Source organism: Nocardioides allogilvus (genome assembly GCF_003047285.1).
Classification (GTDB): Bacteria; Actinomycetota; Actinomycetes; order Propionibacteriales; family Nocardioidaceae; genus Nocardioides; species Nocardioides allogilvus.
In genome coordinates, this window is sequence record NZ_PZYX01000004.1 from 95,486 (window position 1) to 113,371 (window position 17,886).

The window sequence follows — 17,886 nt, forward strand, 5'->3', positions numbered from 1 at the left end:
CAGATGGAAATCGCGATCATCATCGCGGTCGTCGTCGTGGCGCTGGTGTTCGACTACACCAACGGATTCCACGACGCGGCCAACGCGATCGCCACCTCGGTCTCCACCGGTGCGCTGACCCCCAAGGTCGCGCTCGCCATGGCGGCGATCATGAACTTCGTCGGCGCCTTCCTCGGGCAGAAGGTCGCTGAGACCGTCTCCGAGACCATCGATCCGGGCCAGGGGACGCACGGCCTCGTGATCGTGATGGCAGGCCTCATCGGCGCCATCGCGTGGAACCTCACGACCTGGTACTACGGTCTGCCGTCGTCCTCCTCGCACGCCCTCATCGGCGGGCTTGTCGGCGCCGCGGTGGCTGCAGGCGCGACCGCCAACTGGGACGTCGTCCTCGCGAAGGTCGTCATCCCGATGCTGCTCTCGCCACTCGTGGCGTTCGGCCTCGGTTTCGCCATGATGATCGCCATCATGTGGATCTTCCGCAACGCCCACCCGGCCAGGGCCAATCGCGGCTTCAAGATCGCCCAGACGATCTCCGCCGGTGCCATGGCCCTGGGTCACGGCCTCCAGGACGCTCAGAAGACGATGGGTGTGATCTTCCTGGCCCTGCTGACCGGCGGATATGTGGCCGAGTCCGACGGGCTCCCCATCTGGGTCATCCTCGCGGCGGCCACCGCCATCTCGTTGGGCACCTGGTCCGGCGGTTGGCGAATCATGCGCACCCTCGGTCGACGGATCATCCACCTCGACCCGCCCCGCGGTTTCGCCGCCGAGTCAGTCGCGGCCTCCGTGCTCTACACGACGGCGTACGTCTTCGAGGCGCCCATCTCCACGACCCACACCATCACCTCCGCGGTCATGGGTGTCGGCGCCACCAAGCGCCTCTCCGCCGTCCGCTGGGGCGTCGCGAAGTCGATCCTGACGGCCTGGGTGCTGACCTTCCCGGCCGCCGCCCTCGCCGCCGCCGTGACCTACTGGATCGCAGCCCTCTTCCTCCCCTGATCCGTCCCCCTCCCGACATCCGGGTCTCTGGGTCTTTGGGTCTTTGGGTCTTTGGGTCTCTGGGATATCTGAGGACGTGACGGTCGTCCTCAGGGGCGATTCCCGTTCACGACGTCCTCAGATATCCCGCGGCCGAGGTGGAGAGCGCACCAAGATCCGTCACGCGGCGCGCTGGCGATGCCGCAATAGGCGATCGCGGTCGTACGGCGACAGCGCTCGCCTGGCATTCACGGTCGTCGTGTCCAGCCACCACTCGGGCGGCCGGATCGTCCACGCCCGATCAGCCGCGGGCCGGCGTGACGCGCGCGCGTAGGCCTCGCGGAGCCTGTGCGCGAACCCCGACCTGTCAGCCAGGTCACCGGCCATCATCGTGACGCCCTCGAGGCCGAGAGCACGGTATGCCGCCTCCTTCGCGACATCTCCGTGGCGCACCTCGCCCAGCAGGTGCAGGGCACCGTCATACATCCCGTAGACGCCGGCCTCGACGTCGATGCCGTCCGGGGTGCCGACGAAGCGACCGGCGTGGTTGAAGACCGGACGGTTCATGAGCACGACGGCGCCTCCGATCTCTTGCCGCCAGGCCAGCTGCAGCACTGGTTCCATCGGCGACCAGGCGTTCTCGTCGAGATGGGGAAGCGTCCGGCGTACACGCTCCACCCCCTGGCGGGCGACGAGGTCGGAGTCGACGTAGGCCCGAAGCTCCTCGATCGACACCAGGTCGTTGAACGCTGCCATGGCGAAGGCGACGACGGCGGCCTCATCGCTGGCAGCCTTTCGCATCTCGTAGGCCACGCTCCACCAGGGTTCGGTGATGCGTATCCCGTCGTGGCGCATGAGGTTGCGAGGCGCAACCACCTCTTGCGAGACGACCAACCCCTCGCGCGCCCGCATCCGGCGACCACTGCTGACCGCCACCGGCACGGGCGTGAGCTCACCACCTGGGCCGATGCCGCCGAACCACACGCCACCCAGCCAGGACAAGGCCCCCCATCCGGTGACACCGCCATACCCCGGGAGCTGCGCGGCCGCCTCGACGACGCGCTGAGGACCGTGGGCGCCGTCGACGCTGGCCGGCACCCACAGGTTCGGGCCGCCCCGTCGCCACGCTCCGGACCGGGTCTGCCACGACGTCGGTCCGTCGAGGCCCGTGGGATCACGACGCGACGGCCAGCGAACGGCGGGGCGGAGGCCCTCACGTGGCCCGATCCCACGCAAGGGCCACGCACCGGGGGTCCAGATGTCAGAGTCCATCCCGGCATGGTGCTCGCGTTCGCGAGTCAGCCGCCCGCGTTGTCCACAGCCCAGCCCCCCACCGGGATATCTGAGGACGCTGTGGACGGTTTCAGGCAGCGAATACGTTCACCACGTCCTCAGATATCCCCCTCGGCGGGCGGACGAGACGGGCGGACGGACGGACGGAACAGGACGGGACACTGCTGGGATGGACCGAGACAAACGGACCCACGGAACCCCCGAACCGGGGTCCGCTTGTCACGGGCCACCCCATGCAGTCGCAGTCGACTCAGCCGAAGCGACCTGAGATGTAGCCCTCGGTATCGGAGTTGTCCGGGTTGGCGAACATCTTCTGCGTGGAGTTGAACTCGACTAGATGCCCAGGCTCTCCAGTGGCCTTCAAGTTGAAGAATCCGGTCTCGTCCGAGACGCGCGCCGCCTGCTGCATGTTGTGCGTGACGATCACGATTGTGTACTCGGTCTTGAGTTCGTGGATCAGGTCCTCGATGGCGGAGGTCGAGATCGGATCGAGCGCAGAGCACGGCTCATCCATGAGCAGCACCTGTGGCTGGACCGAGATCGCCCGGGCGATGCACAGTCGCTGCTGCTGACCACCCGAGAGGCCCATGCCGGGTCGGTCGAGCCGGTCCTTCACCTCGGCCCACAGATTGGCGCCCTTGAGCGAGGACTCGACAAGGTCGTCGGTCTCGGACTTCTTCATCTTCTTGGCATTGAGGCGGTTGCCGGCGATCACGTTCTCGTAGATCGACATCGTCGGGAAGGGATTGGGCCGCTGGAAGACCATTCCGATCTGACGGCGCACCTCAACCGGGTCGACCTGGTCGCCGTACAGATCCTGTCCCTCCACGACCACGCGGCCCTCGACACGCGCGCCGGGGATGACCTCGTGCATCCGATTGAGGGCCCGCAGGAAGGTTGACTTACCGCAACCGGAGGGCCCGATGAAGGCCGTCACGGACTTCGCCTTGATGGTCATGCTGACGCCTTCTACGGCCTTGAAGTCGCCGTAGTAGATGTCGAGGTCGGACACGTCGATGCTCTTGGCCATTGCTGTTTCTCTCGTCTCTCGCAGTCTCGGGGTCAGCGACCGGTCTTGGGCGCGAAGGAGCGGCTGATGAGCCGCGCCAGGATGTTCAGCGCCATCACGATGGCGATCAGGGTCAAGGCCGCGCCCCATGCGCGCTCTTGGCCGAACTCCGGCGGAACGCCCGGCTGCATGTAGGAGTAGTAGATGTACACAGGCAGGGTCGCCATGCGCTCAGAGAAGGCGTTGAAGTTCACCGAGTCGGTGTCGCCGGCGATGATCAGCAGCGGAGCAGTCTCGCCCGCCACCCGGGCCACCGCCAGGGTCACGCCGGTGACGATGCCGGACATCGCGGTCGGCAGCACCACCTTGGTGATGGTCCGCCACTTCGGGACACCGAGGGCGTACGCAGCCTCGCGCAGGTCGCCTGGGACGAGCTTGAGCATCTCCTCGGTGGAGCGCACCACGATCGGGATCATCAAGACCGAGAGAGCGACAGAGCCGCCGATCCCCATCCGCACACCCGGACCGAAGAAGAGCACGAAGAGCGCGTAGGCGAACAAGCCCGCCACGATCGACGGGATCCCGGTCATCACGTCGACCAGGAACGTCACAATGCGCGCGATCCGGTTACCGGCGCCGTACTCGATGAGGTAAACCGCGGCCATGACGCCGATCGGGACGGAGATGATCGCGGCGAACGCGGTCACGATGACCGTGCCAACAATGGCGTGGTAAATGCCTCCGCCCTCACCCACGACATTGCGCATCGAGTAGGTGAAGAATTCGGCCGAGAGCACGGGTACGCCGTTGCTGATGACCTGCCACATCAGAGTGGCCAGCGGGACCATGGCGAGACCGAAGCCCGACCACACGAGGGCAGCTGCAAGGCGGTCCTTGCCCTTGCGGGAGCCCTCGACCGAGGACGACCAGGCAGGCAGTGCGATCACGAATAGGACCACGGCCAACAGCACCATGGCCACCAGGCCCCAGCCGAGGAACACCACGGGAAGCGCGGCGACCGCCACGGAGATCGCGGCCACCAGAGCAGGTGCCCACGAGGGCAGCTGCGGCCGCGTCAGGGGAATGTCACCGATCGAGGTCGGTGCGACCTTGTCCTGTGTGGTGGACATGTCAGCGCCCCTCCTTGACTAGACCGCGGGCCGCAATCAGGCGGCCGAGGAAGTTCACGATGAACGTGATGACGAAGAGCACCAAGCCGCTGAAGATGAGAACGTTGACCTTGATGCCGGACGCCTCTGGGAAGCCCAGCGCGATGTTGGCCGCGATGGTCGACGGGTTGACCGACGAGATCAGGTTGATCGTCACGACACCGGTCGCTGAGAGCACCATGGCGACGGCCATCGTCTCTCCCAGCGCGCGCCCGAGCCCGAGCATGATCGCGGAGATCATGCCCGATCGGCTATAGGGGAACACCGTGAGCCGGATCATCTCCCAGCGCGTGGCGCCGAGCGCGAGTGCAGCCTCCTGGTGGAGCGTCGGCGTCTGCGAGAAGATCTCGCGGCAGATCGCCGTGATGATCGGAAGTGCCATCACGGCCAGCACGATGCTCGCCGTGAGGATGGTGCGCCCGGATCCCGACGCGGGCCCCTCGAAGAAGGGAAGGAAGCCGAGGTTTTCGGCTAGCCAGGCGTAGGCGCGACCCAATCGCGGGCCGAGGAACTCGATGCCCCACAGGCCGTAGACGACCGACGGAACGGCAGCCAAGAGATCGACAAGGTAGCCGATCGGCTTGGCCAGCTTGCGCGGCGCGTAATGCGAGATGACCAGCGCAAGGCCGATCGACAAGGGGGCAGCCATGATGATGGCGAGGGCAGCGGCCAGCAGGGTGCCGTACACCAGCGGCCAGACATACAAAATGATGTTGCCCTTGCCCCCAAGGACGTCCGGCTCTGCCTTCAGAGCCGGCATGCCTTCCAGGGTGAGGAAGATCGCCACGCCTGCCAGCGCGACGAGGATCAGCACGGCGGCTGACGTCGCAAGGCTCTTGAATACCGTGTCGCCACGACGAGTCATGGCTGGACGGTCCAGCGATACTGCAGTCACGCAGCGCATCCTTCCGCGAACGGGGCCGTCTGACGACCCCGGGGTGGCACTGAGGGGATCCCGTCGATGTCTTCGACGGGATCCCCGATGAACTCAGTGGTGATGGCTCACTTCACCGAGATTGCCTCGACGATTTCCTGAGCCTCGCTGGCGAGGCTGTCGGCGAGCGGAGCGGAACCCGCCTGCTCGGCCGCGACCTGCTGGCCCTCGCTGCTGACGATGTAGCCGAGGTAGCCCTTCACCAGGTCGGCGGTCTCCTGGTCGGCGTACGTCTGGCAGGCGATCAGGTAGGACGTCAGCACGATCGGGTAGACCCCCGTCTCGGTGGTCTTGTAGTCGAGGTCGAAAGCCATGTCGACCTCGGCGCGACCCTCAACGCGGGGGGAGACCTCGAGGATCTTGGCCGCGGCCTCGGCGGTCGGAGCGACGAACTCCTCGCCCACCTGGACCGAAACAACACCGAGCTCGCCAGCCTGGCTCGCGTCGGCGTATCCGATGCTGTTCACACCCTGCGTGACCGCAGCGACGACGCCGGAGGTGCCGTTGCCGCCCTCGCCGGCCTCGATCGGCCAGTCGCCGACCTCGCCGTGCGGCCAAGCGTCCTCGGCGACAGTCGCGAGGAAGTTGGTGAAGTTTTCCGTCGTGCCCGACTCGTCGGAGCGGTGGACCGCGGTGATCGTGGCGTCGGGGAGGTCGACTCCCTCGTTCAGCTCCGCGATTGCGGGGTCGTTCCACTTCTTGATCTTGTCGTTGAAGATCTTGCCGATGACCTCGGGGCTCAGGTTGAGCGAGTCAACACCCTCGACGTTGTAGATGACCGCGATGGGCGACACATAGTTGGGGATCTCGATCGCGTCGGAGCCGCACCGCTCGGCGGCAGCGGAGAGTTCGCCCTCCTCGTCAGTGAGGTAGGAGTCCGAGCCCGCGAACGGGAAACCGCCTGCGGCGAACTGCTCGCGCCCGCCACCCGAACCGATCGGGTCGTAGTTGACGGTGACGTCCGGGTTTGCCTCCTGGAAGCCGGCACGCCACGCGTTCTGCGCTGCCTCCTGAGATGAGGCGCCTCCACCGGAGAGGGTGCCGGAGAGGCCGCTGCTCTCATCGGATCCGGCCGAATTGGCGGTCTCGTTACCCGCGCCACACGCGGTCAGGGAGATGCCGAGGGCGAGGGCTGCAGCGCTCGGCATGAGGGCCTTGCGGAAGGAAGTGCGGTTCACTTCGTAACTCCTGAAAGTCTGTGATGGGGCTGACGACCGTGAACCTAAGCAGCCCAAGTGACCTCCCGCGTCGGCCTCGATGAACGGCCGGTGAACGACATCAGGCCGGTCGGCCACATCTCCCGGTAACGGAGACGTACGTCACATGAACAAGGGCGGCCAGCCTTGACGCCGCACATAACGAAGGCGTAACGGTGTTCACACGCTCACCCGGTCGGCCGCGACGACGGCACCCTTGCGGTGATGGACCACGAGCATCTCGGCGGGCTCCAGTCTCACGTCGGCCAGCCCGAGCGCCTCGAACACCGTCGGCAGCACCGGTCGGTGGGTGCACAACACGGCACTGGAGTCGGCGGCAAACAACTTCGCGACGAGCTCGCCCACCGCCGGCAACGCGGCCTCCTCCTCGCTGAGCTCGTCATAGGAGTGCAACGGCCAACCGGTGGTGTGGACGTACGGCGTCACGGTGGCCACGCAGCGCACGCTGGACGACGAGTAGATCTCGGTCGTATCGAACGCCGCGAGCACCGGGACGAGCCGTTGGGCCTCGCTCTCGCCCGCGAGGAGCAGCGGGCGACGGCGGTCGTCGCCCTTGAAGGACGCGCGAGAGCGCGCGCGACCGTGCCTGAGCACAACGATGGCCCGGGTCTTGCGGCGTAGCGGCCGGGCCTGGGCGAGCGTCTCCCGGTCGTAGTCATAGGTCAGCCGCTGCGCCGCCTCGGCCCACGGCACCCAGGCAACCGCGTCGATCTCGTCGTTGACCCGATAGCAGCTCACGTCGTCGTCGCCCTGCACTCGACCGACCCAGTAGTTCACCGTCTTCATCCGCCCGCGGCCGGTGTCATAGCGCTGGGTCGCGAGCGCCGGGCCGAGCCGGATGTCCAGCCCGGTCTCCTCGGCCACCTCGCGCACGGCCGCGGTCGTGACGTGTTCGTCGGGATCGAGCTTGCCCTTCGGGAAGGACCAGTCGTCATAGCGGGGGCGGTGCACGAGCAGGACGTCACCACCCTTGCGAGTGACGACCGCTCCGGCAGCACGCACGTCCGGGGCTGGCATGGGCGCTAGTCTCACATCATCAACCGACTCGTGAGGAGTCCCCCAGTGCAACGTCGTCTCCCCCGGGGTGTCGCGATCGCGCTCGGAGCCGGTCTGAGCCTGCTGATCGTTGCCACGGTGGTGGTCGGAGTGTGGTGGTGGCGCGCCGAGCACCGACCCGACCTGGCCCGTGCAGTGTCCTTCGCGCCCGCGTCGACGGAGCGGCTGTCCTGGACCGATTGGCAGGCCGTACGCCGCAGTGTCGGCGTGGACCTCAGCACGCGGCCGTCCACGGACGAGGTGACGGCGTTCCTCGACGAGGCCTTCAGCCAGGACCTGTCGACGTCCTCAGCGTTGGTCGAGTCGGCTGCGACCTTGAACGCGCAGTTCCGCTTCTCCCCCGCCACCCTCGACTGGGAACTGCTGGCGCAGGGACCCGACGGGGCCGTCGACATCCTCGGCTTCCCCGACGACACCGACTTCGCGGCCCTGGCCGACAACCTGGAGTCGTTGGGTTTCACGCGACCCGCCGACGAGGACGGGGTCTGGGTCGGCGGGGCCGACCTGCTCGCACGGATCGGCCCCAACCTGACCCCGGAGCTGCAGTTCTTCGCCCTGCTGCCGGATGCCGGCGTCGTACTCACCTCGGACACTCAGGGCTATCTCGAGAAGGCCGTGAGCGCCGCGACCGGGGAGTCCGCCACCCTCGCGTCACTGGACGACGTGGTGGCGGCTGCCGGGTCGCCACTGGTGGCCGCGATCTTCACCGGTGCCTACGCGTGCGAACACCTGGCGATGGCGGCCGCGGACGACACCGACCAGGCCCAGGCGGAGGAGCTCGTGCGGCTGGCCGGCGGGGTGCACCCGATGACGGGCTTCGCGATGGCGACCGAGGCCAGCGGGCAGATCACCGTGAGCATGGCCTTCGAGTCCGAGGACGCCGCCCGACAGGACGCCGACTCACGAGCAGCCCTGGCGCGCGGACCGGCCCCGGGGCAGGGTGGCGCGTTCACCGACCGCTTCGAGCTGACGTCGGCGACCGCCGATGACCAGGTGGTGCAGCTCGAGCTCGCGCCGCTCGAGGGTCAGTACGTGCTGTCGGACCTGACCAGCGGGCCGGTCCTCTTCGCGACCTGCTGAGCCTTCGCGGCAGCAGGCGTCACTTCTCGCGCGGACGCGGCAGCGGGACCTCGGCCGACGGCGGCACCGGGGTCACACCGAGGAGACGATCGATCTCCTCTGGCGTGAGGTGATCGTCGGACTCGCTGGCGGCGATGATCAGCGTGGTGGTGAGCTCGACCTCGCTGAGGAGGTCGTCATCTTCGAGGGTCACGTCGAACTGATCGTGCACAGTGCACCTCCGATCGGCAGACGTTGAACAGTCACCATGCCCAATCGCACGGCTTCCAAACCCATTAAAACCCAGAAATTGCCCGACTACGCCGAAGATGACCCGAACGGCAACGAGGCCCCACCCAGATGGGTGGGGCCTCGTCATCTTTGAAGTCCGGGACAGGTGCTGTCCGGCTTCGCAGGGGTCTGAATCAGACCGCGCGAACGTTCTCCGCCTGGGGGCCCTTGGGACCCTGGGTGACGTCGAACTCGACCTTCTGGTTCTCATCCAGCGACTTGTAGCCGTTGGACTGGATGGCGCTGTAGTGCACGAACACGTCGTCGCCGCCGTCCTCCTGCGCAATGAAGCCGAAACCCTTCTCGGCGTTGAACCACTTCACGGTGCCTTGAGCCATTGCTCTGTTACTCCTGTTATCGGGCGAAAGATCGTCACTTCAACGATCCCGCATCAAGTGCGGTGACACGTCGCTCCGACTCACGGACTGGCAGGCCCGAAGCTGAAACGCCGTTGGATCACAAACTCCGCTGGCGTCTACCTGCTGGAACTTGCACCTGTTGCATGACACACACTATCAACTGCACGACTATTCGAAACCTTCCTCACCCTCTCAATCTGCTGAGACGGGTGAACTCTTGGTTCCGCGAGTGCTACACGCGGGTGACGCACCGACCCGGGGTGACTGTGGGGCAGGGAGGAACAACCAACAAGTGGGCCCTGTCGGGCTCGAACCGACGACCAGCGGATTAAAAGTCCGACGCTCTACCAACTGAGCTAAGGGCCCTCGGCCGCAGCCTATCGAGCCGTCGTCGGCTCCGGATCAGGTGTCCGTAGGCTGCGCCCATGAGTGGCTACCTGGTCGATGACGCGACGCTGGACGAGATCGAGGTCGAGCGGGCGACCTATGCGCCGCTCGCCGAGGCGACCCGCCAATTGAGCGACCTCAGCATCCGCACCCGGGTCTCGCCCGACGACGCCGCGCGGGCCCAGGAGCACCTCGATGCCGCGATCGCCCTGCTGGGCAAGGACGTCGACACCGAGTCGTACGGCGTCCGGCACTCGCGCATCGGCGTCACCCGAGCCTGGGGCAACGCCGTGGTCGGCATCCGCAATCCGATCGCGCCGCCGCTGACGATCGTGCACCACGACGAACGGGTCTCGGCGGAGTTCGAGCTGTCGGCGGCGTACGAAGGACCGCCGAGCCTCGTGCACGGCGGCGTTTCTGCCCTGATCCTCGACCAATTGCTCGGCGAGGCCGCGGCGGCAGCAGGCAAGCCGGGCATGACCGGGACGCTGACCGTGCGCTACCGCCGGGCGACTCCACTGGGCGCCTTGCGCGGTGAAGCGCACGTCGACCGGGTCGACGGCATCAAGACGTACGCCGTGGGGCACATGGCCGACGCGGAGGGCATCTGCGTCGAGGCGGAGGGCGTGTTCATCCTGCCCAGATGGGCCCGGAAGGACTCGGCCGCACCGACCAAGTTCGAGTAGCGCTCAGCGCTGCTCGGACTGCATCCCACGAGCGCCGCTGTCGGTCAGGCGCGCCTCTTCGACCGCCAGCGCCTCGAGCTCCTGGCGACGGCTCGTCTCCATCACCTCACGGGCAGCGTCGTAGGCACCCGGAGCCGAAACCAGATCGGTGGCTCCGCGGCGCAGGCGTGCCAGCGCCGCCCGGGCGAAGATCTGCTGCTCGGTCGTGGTGCGCTCGGAGCGCCCGCGACCGAGGAACGAGACTGCCCAGTGCATGACCGCGGTGAGCCGGTTCTTGAAGCCGGTGATGTAGACGAGGTGCACGGCGAGCCACATCAGCCAGGCGATCAGCCCGGTGAGGCGGAGCTTGCCGACCATCGCCACCGCGTTGAAGCGGCTGATGATGGCCATCGAGCCCTTGTCGAAATACTTGAACGGCTCCTGCGGGGCCTTGTCCTCGAGCCGGTTGCGGATCTCCTTGGCGGCATACTTCGCGCCCTGGATCGCCACCTGCGCGACGCCGGGGAGGTTGTCGAGGGCGATCATGTCGCCGACGACGAAGACCTCGGGGTGGCCCGGCAGCGTGAGGTCGGGGTTGACGCCGATCCGGCCCGCGCGATCGAGGGGCGCACCGGTCTGCTCGGCGAGAGTCCTGCCCAGCGAGCTCGCCTGGACGCCCGCGGCCCAGATCTTGGTGACGGTGTTGATCCGCTCGACACGGCCGTCCTTGAACTTCATCTCGATGCCGCGCTCGTCGACATCGGTCACCATCGCGCCGAGGATGACCTCGACACCGAGCTCCTCGAGCTCCTTCTTCGCCTTCGCGCCGAGCTTCTGGCCGAAGGGCGGCAGCACCTGCGGAGCAGCGTCGAGCAGGATCACCCGTGCGGTGCGGGTGTTGATGGAGCGGAAGTCGCGCTTGAGGGTGCGGTGGGCAAGCTCGGCGATCTGGCCCGCCATCTCCACGCCGGTCGGGCCGGCGCCGACGACCACGAAGGTCAACAGGTGGTCGACGTTGTCGCCACGGTTGGCGCCGAGCTCGGCCATCTCGAAGGCACCGAAGATGCGGCCACGGAGCTCGAGAGCGTCATCGATGCTCTTCATGCCGGGGGCGTGCTCGGAGAAGTGGTCATTGCCGAAGTAGGACTGGGTGGCGCCCGCCGCGACGATCAGCGAGTCGAAGGGCGTGACGGTCTCCCGGCCGAGGACGTGGCTGGTGACCGTGCGCGTCTCGAGGTCGATGGCGGTGACCTCGCCGAGCAGCACCTGGGCGTTGTCCTGGCCGCTCAGCACCTCACGCGTGGGCGGGGCGATCTCGCCCTCGCTGAGGATGCCGGTCGCGACCTGGTAGAGCAGCGGCTGGAAGAGGTGATGGGTCGTCTTCGCGAGCATCGTCACGTCGACGGGGGCACGTCGCAGCGCCTTGGTGCCGAAGAGGCCACCGAAGCCGGAACCGATCACGACCACCTTGTGGCGAGTGGGTGCCTGGACGCTCGACATGTCAATCCTCTCGAAGCCGCTCCAACACGAAGTTTTCTATCGATTGCCTCCGCGCGGCTGACCGGAGACCGTCACTGCCAGTCTCGCGCCTCCGGGGGCCACGCGCGAACTCGGGCAGAGGTCTGGTTGATCACACTGTGAACAGGAAAAAGAAAAAATGTGTGCGACACGTTTGATTGGTGCCACACCTGGGTAGCCCTATGGCGCTGGACTATCCACATCAGTCCACCTGAGAGAACACTTTGTCACTGAGCCACGATCCGTTGTCACTGTCGCAAACCCCGCGTGCGGCCGCCGACGCGCGGCGCTGGGTCGCGCGCATTTGCCGCGAGCTGGGCCGCGAGGATCTTGTCGAGTGTGCCCAGGTGGGCACCGCCGAACTCGTGGCCAACGCGATACTGCACGGCGTCGCGCCTATCTCGGTGCGGGTGCGAGGCACCGCGACCCACCCGCGGATCGAGGTCCTGGACGGCTCATCCGAGGCGCCCGTGCCCGCTTCCTCCGCCGTCGACTCCGACGACTTCCTCGCGACCTTCGGTCGTGGCCTCTCGATGGTCGCCATGTCGGCCGTCGCGTGGGGTGCCTCGATGGAGGACGACGGCAAGGTCGTCTGGTTCGAGCCGGCCTCCGGGGTCGGCGATCACGAGGCGGCTACCCCCGTCTTCGACAGCCACGCGGAGCCGGATGTGGAATCGCGCAGCGACCAGGCCGTCGCCGTAAGCCTCCTGGGGCTGGACGTGCCCCTGGCCACGGCCCTGGGCCGTCAATATGCCGACCTGCGCCGTGAGCTGAGGTTGTTGGCCGTCGCCCATCAGGACGCCTATCCGCTGGCCGCCAACCTGTCGGCGATGTTCGCCAGCTATGAGCGCCAGTTGCCGCGCGAGGTGCAATTCGCCGTCAAGCGGGCCCGACGAGCAGGCAAGGCGACGATCGACCTCGACGTCACGGTCGAGCCGGAAGCAGCACCGATCCTCACGACCATGCTCGAGATGTTCGACCTGGCCGATGCCTTCTGCAAGGCCGAGCGCCTGCTCTCGATCCAGCGCACGCCCGAGCAGCGCGCGTTCCATGTCTGGTATCTCTCCGAATACACCCGCCAGATCGATGGCCAGCAGCCGGTCAGCTTCCGCAAGTCCGGTCCGGGCCAAGCACTCGGCAACCAGCAGGTTTCATGACGCAACGCCTCCGGGCCGGGGACCTTGCCCTGGTCGCCGTTGGCGGGGCCGTGGGAGCCGTGCTGCGCTGGGGCCTCGGGGAGGTCACGCCGGACGGTTCCGGATTCCCGTGGACGACATTCGCGATCAACGTCGCCGGCTGCCTGGCCCTCGGGCTGCTCCCCATCGCCGTGGCGCGGGACCACCGCCTGACGCTGCTGCTGGGACCAGGGTTGCTGGGCGGCTTCACGACGGTCTCGACCTACGCCGACCAGGCGCGCGGCCTGACCGCGGACGGACACGCCGGCCTGGCGGGGACCTATGTCGTGTGCACGCTCGCGGCCGCGCTGGCCGCGGCGGCCGTCGGACGCCGGCTCGCGCACCGTTCCGAGCCCGAGGACGCGCTGACGTGACGGCGCTCCTGGTGGCGCTGGGGGCGGCCGTGGGTGCGCCGCTGCGCTTTGCGTTGGCGCACACCCTCGACGGGCGGTGGCCGGCGGGGACGATGGCGGTCAACGGACTCGGGTCGCTGCTGATCGGGTGCTTCGCCGCCCTCGCTCTCGGGGGGCAGGCCTGGGCGCTGCTCGCGACCGGGCTCTGCGGTGGCCTGACTTCCTTCTCGTCGTTCACCGTCCAGTCGGTCGAACGAGGGCCACGGCTGGGAGCGGCGTACGCCGCCGCGACGGTGGGCCTCGCCCTGCTTGCCTGCGCCGTGGGCTTCGCGCTCGTCACCGCCCTCTGACCTCGATCGGGTCAGGCGTAGCCGAGCTCGTCGAGTCGCGCGTCGTCGATGCCGAAGTGGTGTGCGATCTCGTGCACGACGGTGATCCGCACCTCGTCGGCGAGTTCCTCGGGCGTCGCGCACATTTCGAGGAGGTTGTCGCGGAACAGCAGGATCCGATCGGGCAGGTCCCCGGCGTGGTTGGCTGCTCGCTCCGTCAGCGCGACCCCGTCGTAGATGCCCAGCAGGTCGGGGTCCTCGGGCGGCGCGTGCTCCTCGATGAGGACGACGACGTTGTCGACCCGCGCCGCGATCTCGGCCGGCAACGAGTCGAGGGCCTCCTCGACGAGGCGGTCGAAGGCAGAGGGGGCAATCTCCAGGGGCATGGAACCAGCGTAGAGAGCGCGAAAATCACGCACGCCCCGGATCAATGATCCGGGGCGTTGCGTTGGCGACCCTGACGAGACTCGAACTCGCGACCTCCGCCGTGACAGGGCGGCGCGCTAACCAACTGCGCTACAGGGCCATATTCTCAATATTTTCAAGCTGTGCTCCACGAGGTGAAGCGGTGGAACTCTAACCCATCGTTTGCCGCCCCTCACAATCGAGGCGATCGGCTGCGATGAGCAGCACCCCCAACGGGATTCGAACCCGTGCTACCGCCGTGAAAGGGCGACGTCCTAGGCCGCTAGACGATGGGGGCCTGCCTGTCAGGACGTGGTCCGTGAGGCGTCGTACAGCATAGGGCCACGGCCGGGAGGCACCCAAAACAGAGGTCGTTCCGTAACGGTGTAGCGGCCTCACCACCCGCGCCGATAGCCTCACTCATCGTGAGCACCCAGGCGAAGCCGCTGCGCTTCCTCGTCGTCGACGACACCGAGGATCTCCGGGACCTGATGGCCCGGATGGTCGTCCGCCTGGGACACCTCGCCGACGAGGCGGCCGACGGTGTCGAGGCCGTCGAAGCGCTCCAGCGGGAGTCCTACGACTTCCTGCTCCTCGACCTGTCCATGCCGCGGATGGGCGGCGAGGACGTGGTCCGCTGGCTCAACGAACACACCGATCGCGGAGTCGGGCTTCGCGTTGTCGTCATCACCGCCTGGGCCGGCGAGCGCCGGGCCGTGCTGCAGGAGCTCGGTGTCACCACCATGCTCCAGAAGCCACTGCGGACCCAGCACCTGCGAGACCTCATTGCCGACGTTGGCGTCGATACTCGCGGGTAACACCCGAGGCGCCGTAAAGTTCGTCGCGGACCAGTCGGGGGGTCTGGTCCGTCCTGCCGCGTCTCGGCCAGCGAGCTCGGCGATATCGAGTGAGGGAGAACCACCATGAGCAAGTTCCTGCAGCGTCGTGCCGCCAAGCGAGTTACCAACCAGATGAACGCCATCTACGCGTGGCGGGCAGCGGGCGACCGCCTCTGACTTCATCTCACGGCGACCGGCGCCCCTGCCCGGTCGCCCGGATTGAGAACGCCGAGGCGGCCGGTGGTCGCCTCGGCGCAGTTCTGAACGCACCGACGAAAGCAGGGTTGACCCGCCTCGGCACGGGCGGGCCGTGGTTGGCGACGACGCCCGAGCAGGCCAAGCACGTGTTGATGGACACCGCGGGATTCGACTTTCCGACCAACGTTGCTCGCGGCACGGACATGTCGGCCAGCAGCGCCGAGAGCAGGACCGGTCACCACGTCTACGCGCCACTGACGCCGCCGCAGGTGGAGCGGGCACTGGCGGTGTTCGACCGCGAGTGGGGCGAGGCCTTGGCGACGCTGCCGATCACCGACGACAGCGTCAGGTTCGAGGCCATGCACCTGTTGCGCCGCCCGGTGGCGCGCGCGACGTGCGCAGCCGTGCTCGAGGATCTGGACCTCGTCACTCGCAACGAGATCGCAGACCTGGTCCTTGCCTGGATCGACGCGTTGGCGCCGGTCATCGCGAGCCGGCGCGCTCCCGGGCGCTGGAGTCGCAGACGTCGCGCCGAGCACCGCGCACGGCTTGCCCTGAACGAGAGGCTGTCCGCCGCACTCGCCTCGCACGATGTCAGGGAGACTGCGCCCGTGGTCGCCACCATGCTGGCAGCCGGCATCCAGGTTCCCATCGCCGCCGGCGCGTGGCTGCTGGTCTTCCTGGCCGCCCAACCGGCCGGGAGCTTCAACGCCGATCACGTCGTCTGGGAGACCCTGCGTCTCGCTCCCCCCACCTGGATCACTGCACGCGTGAGCACCGCCCGGGTCGAGATGGCCGAGGAAGTGGTCGCTGCTGGCGAGCTCGTGATGATCAGCCCACTGCTGCTCGGACGGCTCCCCCATCTGGCGCCGAGCGATCCGGCAGACCTGGCGACGTTCTGCCCCGACAGGTGGCGTCGCGACGACATCCGACCTGGCGCGTGGCTCCCCTTCGGGGCCGGTCCACATGCCTGCCCCGGACGCAACCTCGGCCTGGGTCTGCTCCGCGACCTGGTCGGCTGGGCCAACGGGCAGGAACTGACCTTGGCAATGCCAGTCAACATCGACCAGAGTCGGGGCATCCTGCCCAGTCCCGCCCTCATCACCTGCTCGGCTCCGACACAATGAGCCCATGACCGGCTCCCCCGCACTGCAGGACGTGCCGATGGGCGCGGCGGTCTCTCCTTCGGCGGCCCGGCTGGTGAGCATGATCGTCGACACCGGCACCTCACTCGACCTGGCCTTCACACTGATCGCTCACCATCTGCTCGCCGCGCCACGGGTCGACCTAGTGACCGCTGCGTTGACCACTTTCGCCCCCGGGGACGAGGCTGGGTGGACCCACCTGGGTCTGCGCGCGTGGGTGCACGAGTGGCTGAGCCCGACAGCGACCTGCTCCATCTTGCCGGCACCCGGCGCCGGTCCCGAGGCCGCTCTCTCGATGCCCTGGGTGTCGCAGCGAGCCCGCCGGGGCGTGCTCGCCATCGCCGACATCGAGGCTCTGCCACCCGAAGCCGACGAGGACAGACGAGAGATCGCCGGATTCGGGATCTGCAGCATGGTGGTCGGCACCCAGATCGCGGACGGCGTGATGTTCGGGAGCCTGGCCATGGGCAGTGAGAACGCCGGTCTGTGGCCCTCCGAGCTGGTGGCGGACTTCCGACTCCTCAACGCCGCACTCACCTCGCGGATCGCACTGGAGCAGGCGCGCCGGTCCCTCGCGGAGGCCGTGGATGTGGGTGCTCAGAGCAGGGAGACGCAGCAGCACTTCCTGGCCTCGATCGGCCACGAACTACGCACGCCGCTGACGGCCATCATCGGCTACACCGAGATGTTGGTCGACGAGGCTGATGACCTCACCCACGTGCCCTTCGCAGCGGCGGTTCGCCGTGATGGACGGGTGGTCCTGCGGGCCTGCGAGCAGCTGATGGCGGTCCTCGAGGACCTGCTCACGGCGGGGCGCGCGGTCGGCGACACCGATCAGCGCGAGACCGTCGACGTCAGCGCCGCCGTCGCCGACGTCCTGCACTGGCACCGCACTGCCGCGCACTCCGCCGGCGTACAACTCTCCAGCACGGTCTCCGCGGGACAGACCGTGTGGGCGCACCCCTCAGGACTCAGGCAGGTGCTGGCCAATCTCGTGGGCAATGCCGTGGTGCACAACGGAACGACGGGAACTGTCGTGGTCGCCGCCGAGAGCCTCCTGGGCGAGTCCGGCGAACCCCGCCTTCGCGTGATCGTGCGCGACAACGGCCCCGGGCTCACGGCGGAGCAGCTGGGGCAGGCCTTCGAACCGTTCGTCCGCTTCGCCAAGCCCACCGTCAAGGGCACCGGTCTGGGTCTGTCGCTCTCCCGCTCGATCGCGGAGCGCGACGGCGGGACGATCGGAGCCGAATCGACTCCGGGTAGTGGCTCCGCCTTCTGGGTCGAGCTGCCCAAGATTGCGGGCACGCACCACCCCTAGGAGCACCACGGCCGGTGCTGACCGATTCCGCGAGGGGGGCAGCGCTCATGTAACATTCCACCCGCTTGGCCAGGTAGCTCAGTTGGTACGAGCGACCGACTGAAAATCGGTAGGTCGGCGGTTCGACCCCGCCCCTGGCCACACGCAGACGAAGCGCCCGATCGCGTCCCGATCGGGCGCTTCGTTCAT

19 protein-coding genes and 4 tRNA genes are annotated in these 17,886 nt (G+C 67.7%); 10 read left to right on the forward strand and 13 right to left on the reverse strand.

Annotation, left to right across the window (positions count from 1 at the left end):
• The first annotated feature begins 3 nt into the window (after positions 1-3).
• Positions 4-999, forward strand: a complete 996-nt coding sequence (locus tag C9J87_RS08640) for an inorganic phosphate transporter (protein WP_107705286.1) — start codon at positions 4-6, stop codon at positions 997-999.
• A gap of 159 nt (positions 1,000-1,158) precedes the next feature.
• Here the strand turns inward: C9J87_RS08640 and C9J87_RS08645 are convergent, their stop codons facing one another.
• The 6 genes from C9J87_RS08645 to C9J87_RS08670 all read right to left on the reverse strand — a co-directional run bounded on the left by C9J87_RS08645 (position 1,159) and on the right by C9J87_RS08670 (position 7,617).
• Positions 1,159-2,250, reverse strand: coding sequence for a hypothetical protein (locus C9J87_RS08645; RefSeq protein ID WP_157953159.1), 1,092 nt, complete (start codon positions 2,248-2,250; stop codon positions 1,159-1,161).
• A 271-nt stretch (positions 2,251-2,521) separates the two neighbouring features.
• On the reverse strand, positions 2,522-3,301 hold the full coding sequence (gene pstB, locus C9J87_RS08650; RefSeq protein ID WP_107705288.1) for a phosphate ABC transporter ATP-binding protein PstB: 780 nt from the start codon (positions 3,299-3,301) through the stop codon (positions 2,522-2,524).
• Between the two features lie 32 nt (positions 3,302-3,333).
• Complete coding sequence (gene pstA, locus C9J87_RS08655; RefSeq protein WP_107705289.1) at positions 3,334-4,410, reverse strand: phosphate ABC transporter permease PstA; 1,077 nt, start codon at positions 4,408-4,410, stop codon at positions 3,334-3,336.
• A gap of 1 nt (position 4,411) precedes the next feature.
• Positions 4,412-5,353: a phosphate ABC transporter permease subunit PstC gene (pstC, locus tag C9J87_RS08660; RefSeq protein ID WP_107705290.1), complete on the reverse strand. Its 942-nt coding sequence runs from the start codon at positions 5,351-5,353 to the stop codon at positions 4,412-4,414.
• A gap of 98 nt (positions 5,354-5,451) precedes the next feature.
• Complete coding sequence (gene pstS / locus C9J87_RS08665) at positions 5,452-6,561, reverse strand: phosphate ABC transporter substrate-binding protein PstS (RefSeq protein WP_198652310.1); 1,110 nt, start codon at positions 6,559-6,561, stop codon at positions 5,452-5,454.
• Between the two features lie 198 nt (positions 6,562-6,759).
• Positions 6,760-7,617: an NUDIX hydrolase gene (locus C9J87_RS08670; protein ID WP_107705291.1), complete on the reverse strand. Its 858-nt coding sequence runs from the start codon at positions 7,615-7,617 to the stop codon at positions 6,760-6,762.
• 45 nt (positions 7,618-7,662) lie between these two features.
• On the opposite strand from C9J87_RS08670, the gene C9J87_RS08675 reads away from it, so the two are divergent.
• Positions 7,663-8,736 carry a hypothetical protein gene (locus C9J87_RS08675; protein ID WP_107705292.1) on the forward strand — a complete coding sequence of 358 codons (1,074 nt, stop codon included), beginning with the start codon at positions 7,663-7,665 and terminating at the stop codon, positions 8,734-8,736.
• A 19-nt stretch (positions 8,737-8,755) separates the two neighbouring features.
• Here C9J87_RS08675 and C9J87_RS08680 read toward each other — a convergent pair whose 3' ends face one another.
• From C9J87_RS08680 to C9J87_RS08690, 3 genes are all read right to left on the reverse strand, one after another.
• A complete protein-coding gene (locus C9J87_RS08680) occupies positions 8,756-8,929 on the reverse strand; it encodes a hypothetical protein (protein ID WP_232819981.1) in 174 nt (57 codons plus the stop codon).
• 211 nt (positions 8,930-9,140) lie between these two features.
• On the reverse strand, positions 9,141-9,344 hold the full coding sequence (gene cspE, locus C9J87_RS08685) for a transcription antiterminator/RNA stability regulator CspE (protein WP_036491281.1): 204 nt from the start codon (positions 9,342-9,344) through the stop codon (positions 9,141-9,143).
• Positions 9,345-9,658: 314 nt separating this feature from the next.
• Positions 9,659-9,731 (reverse strand) — tRNA-Lys (locus C9J87_RS08690).
• Positions 9,732-9,790: 59 nt separating this feature from the next.
• Between C9J87_RS08690 and C9J87_RS08695 the strand changes: the two genes are divergently transcribed.
• Complete coding sequence (locus tag C9J87_RS08695; protein ID WP_107705294.1) at positions 9,791-10,438, forward strand: PaaI family thioesterase; 648 nt, start codon at positions 9,791-9,793, stop codon at positions 10,436-10,438.
• A 3-nt stretch (positions 10,439-10,441) separates the two neighbouring features.
• Here C9J87_RS08695 and C9J87_RS08700 read toward each other — a convergent pair whose 3' ends face one another.
• Positions 10,442-11,917, reverse strand: coding sequence for an NAD(P)/FAD-dependent oxidoreductase (locus tag C9J87_RS08700; protein WP_107705295.1), 1,476 nt, complete (start codon positions 11,915-11,917; stop codon positions 10,442-10,444).
• A 242-nt stretch (positions 11,918-12,159) separates the two neighbouring features.
• Between C9J87_RS08700 and C9J87_RS08705 the strand changes: the two genes are divergently transcribed.
• The 3 genes from C9J87_RS08705 to C9J87_RS08715 are packed head-to-tail and all read left to right on the forward strand — an operon-like array spanning position 12,160 to position 13,813.
• Positions 12,160-13,092 carry an ATP-binding protein gene (locus C9J87_RS08705; RefSeq protein WP_157953160.1) on the forward strand — a complete coding sequence of 311 codons (933 nt, stop codon included), beginning with the start codon at positions 12,160-12,162 and terminating at the stop codon, positions 13,090-13,092.
• A complete protein-coding gene (locus C9J87_RS08710; protein ID WP_107705297.1) occupies positions 13,089-13,484 on the forward strand; it encodes a FluC/FEX family fluoride channel in 396 nt (131 codons plus the stop codon). Before C9J87_RS08705 ends, C9J87_RS08710 begins: the two co-directional genes overlap by 4 nt.
• On the forward strand, positions 13,481-13,813 hold the full coding sequence (locus tag C9J87_RS08715) for a fluoride efflux transporter FluC (protein ID WP_107705298.1): 333 nt from the start codon (positions 13,481-13,483) through the stop codon (positions 13,811-13,813). The genes C9J87_RS08710 and C9J87_RS08715 overlap by 4 nt, the downstream gene beginning before the upstream one ends.
• Before the next feature lie 11 nt (positions 13,814-13,824).
• Here C9J87_RS08715 and C9J87_RS08720 read toward each other — a convergent pair whose 3' ends face one another.
• The 3 genes from C9J87_RS08720 to C9J87_RS08730 form a co-directional block, all read right to left on the reverse strand.
• Complete coding sequence (locus C9J87_RS08720) at positions 13,825-14,178, reverse strand: metallopeptidase family protein (RefSeq protein WP_107705299.1); 354 nt, start codon at positions 14,176-14,178, stop codon at positions 13,825-13,827.
• A 63-nt stretch (positions 14,179-14,241) separates the two neighbouring features.
• A tRNA-Asp gene (locus C9J87_RS08725) sits at positions 14,242-14,318 on the reverse strand.
• Positions 14,319-14,422: 104 nt separating this feature from the next.
• Positions 14,423-14,495, reverse strand: a tRNA-Glu gene (locus C9J87_RS08730).
• A 127-nt stretch (positions 14,496-14,622) separates the two neighbouring features.
• Between C9J87_RS08730 and C9J87_RS08735 the strand changes: the two genes are divergently transcribed.
• From C9J87_RS08735 to C9J87_RS08750, 4 genes are all read left to right on the forward strand, one after another.
• Complete coding sequence (locus tag C9J87_RS08735; RefSeq protein ID WP_107705300.1) at positions 14,623-15,015, forward strand: response regulator; 393 nt, start codon at positions 14,623-14,625, stop codon at positions 15,013-15,015.
• Positions 15,016-15,320: 305 nt separating this feature from the next.
• Positions 15,321-16,361: a cytochrome P450 gene (locus C9J87_RS08740; protein ID WP_107705301.1), complete on the forward strand. Its 1,041-nt coding sequence runs from the start codon at positions 15,321-15,323 to the stop codon at positions 16,359-16,361.
• Positions 16,362-16,365: 4 nt separating this feature from the next.
• Entirely contained in the window at positions 16,366-17,697 is a 1,332-nt protein-coding gene (locus C9J87_RS08745) for a sensor histidine kinase (protein ID WP_107705302.1), read from the forward strand.
• A 67-nt stretch (positions 17,698-17,764) separates the two neighbouring features.
• Positions 17,765-17,838, forward strand: a tRNA-Phe gene (locus C9J87_RS08750).
• The last annotated feature ends 48 nt before the right edge of the window (positions 17,839-17,886 follow it).

What these genes read in the sequence shown, in the direction of transcription:
- C9J87_RS08670 (WP_107705291.1), bottom strand. Translation starts at nt 7,617, where the DNA reads ATGCCAGCCCCGGACGTGCGTGCTGCCGGAGCGGTCGTCACTCGCAAG.
- C9J87_RS08710 (WP_107705297.1), top strand. Translation starts at nt 13,089, where the DNA reads ATGACGCAACGCCTCCGGGCCGGGGACCTTGCCCTGGTCGCCGTTGGC.
- pstA (WP_107705289.1), bottom strand. Translation starts at nt 4,410, where the DNA reads ATGTCCACCACACAGGACAAGGTCGCACCGACCTCGATCGGTGACATT.
- cspE (WP_036491281.1), bottom strand. Translation starts at nt 9,344, where the DNA reads ATGGCTCAAGGCACCGTGAAGTGGTTCAACGCCGAGAAGGGTTTCGGC.
- C9J87_RS08695 (WP_107705294.1), top strand. Translation starts at nt 9,791, where the DNA reads ATGAGTGGCTACCTGGTCGATGACGCGACGCTGGACGAGATCGAGGTC.
- pstB (WP_107705288.1), bottom strand. Translation starts at nt 3,301, where the DNA reads ATGGCCAAGAGCATCGACGTGTCCGACCTCGACATCTACTACGGCGAC.
- C9J87_RS08720 (WP_107705299.1), bottom strand. Translation starts at nt 14,178, where the DNA reads ATGCCCCTGGAGATTGCCCCCTCTGCCTTCGACCGCCTCGTCGAGGAG.
- C9J87_RS08700 (WP_107705295.1), bottom strand. Translation starts at nt 11,917, where the DNA reads ATGTCGAGCGTCCAGGCACCCACTCGCCACAAGGTGGTCGTGATCGGT.
- pstC (WP_107705290.1), bottom strand. Translation starts at nt 5,353, where the DNA reads ATGCGCTGCGTGACTGCAGTATCGCTGGACCGTCCAGCCATGACTCGT.
- C9J87_RS08640 (WP_107705286.1), top strand. Translation starts at nt 4, where the DNA reads ATGGAAATCGCGATCATCATCGCGGTCGTCGTCGTGGCGCTGGTGTTC.
- C9J87_RS08645 (WP_157953159.1), bottom strand. Translation starts at nt 2,250, where the DNA reads ATGGACTCTGACATCTGGACCCCCGGTGCGTGGCCCTTGCGTGGGATC.
- C9J87_RS08745 (WP_107705302.1), top strand. Translation starts at nt 16,366, where the DNA reads ATGACCGGCTCCCCCGCACTGCAGGACGTGCCGATGGGCGCGGCGGTC.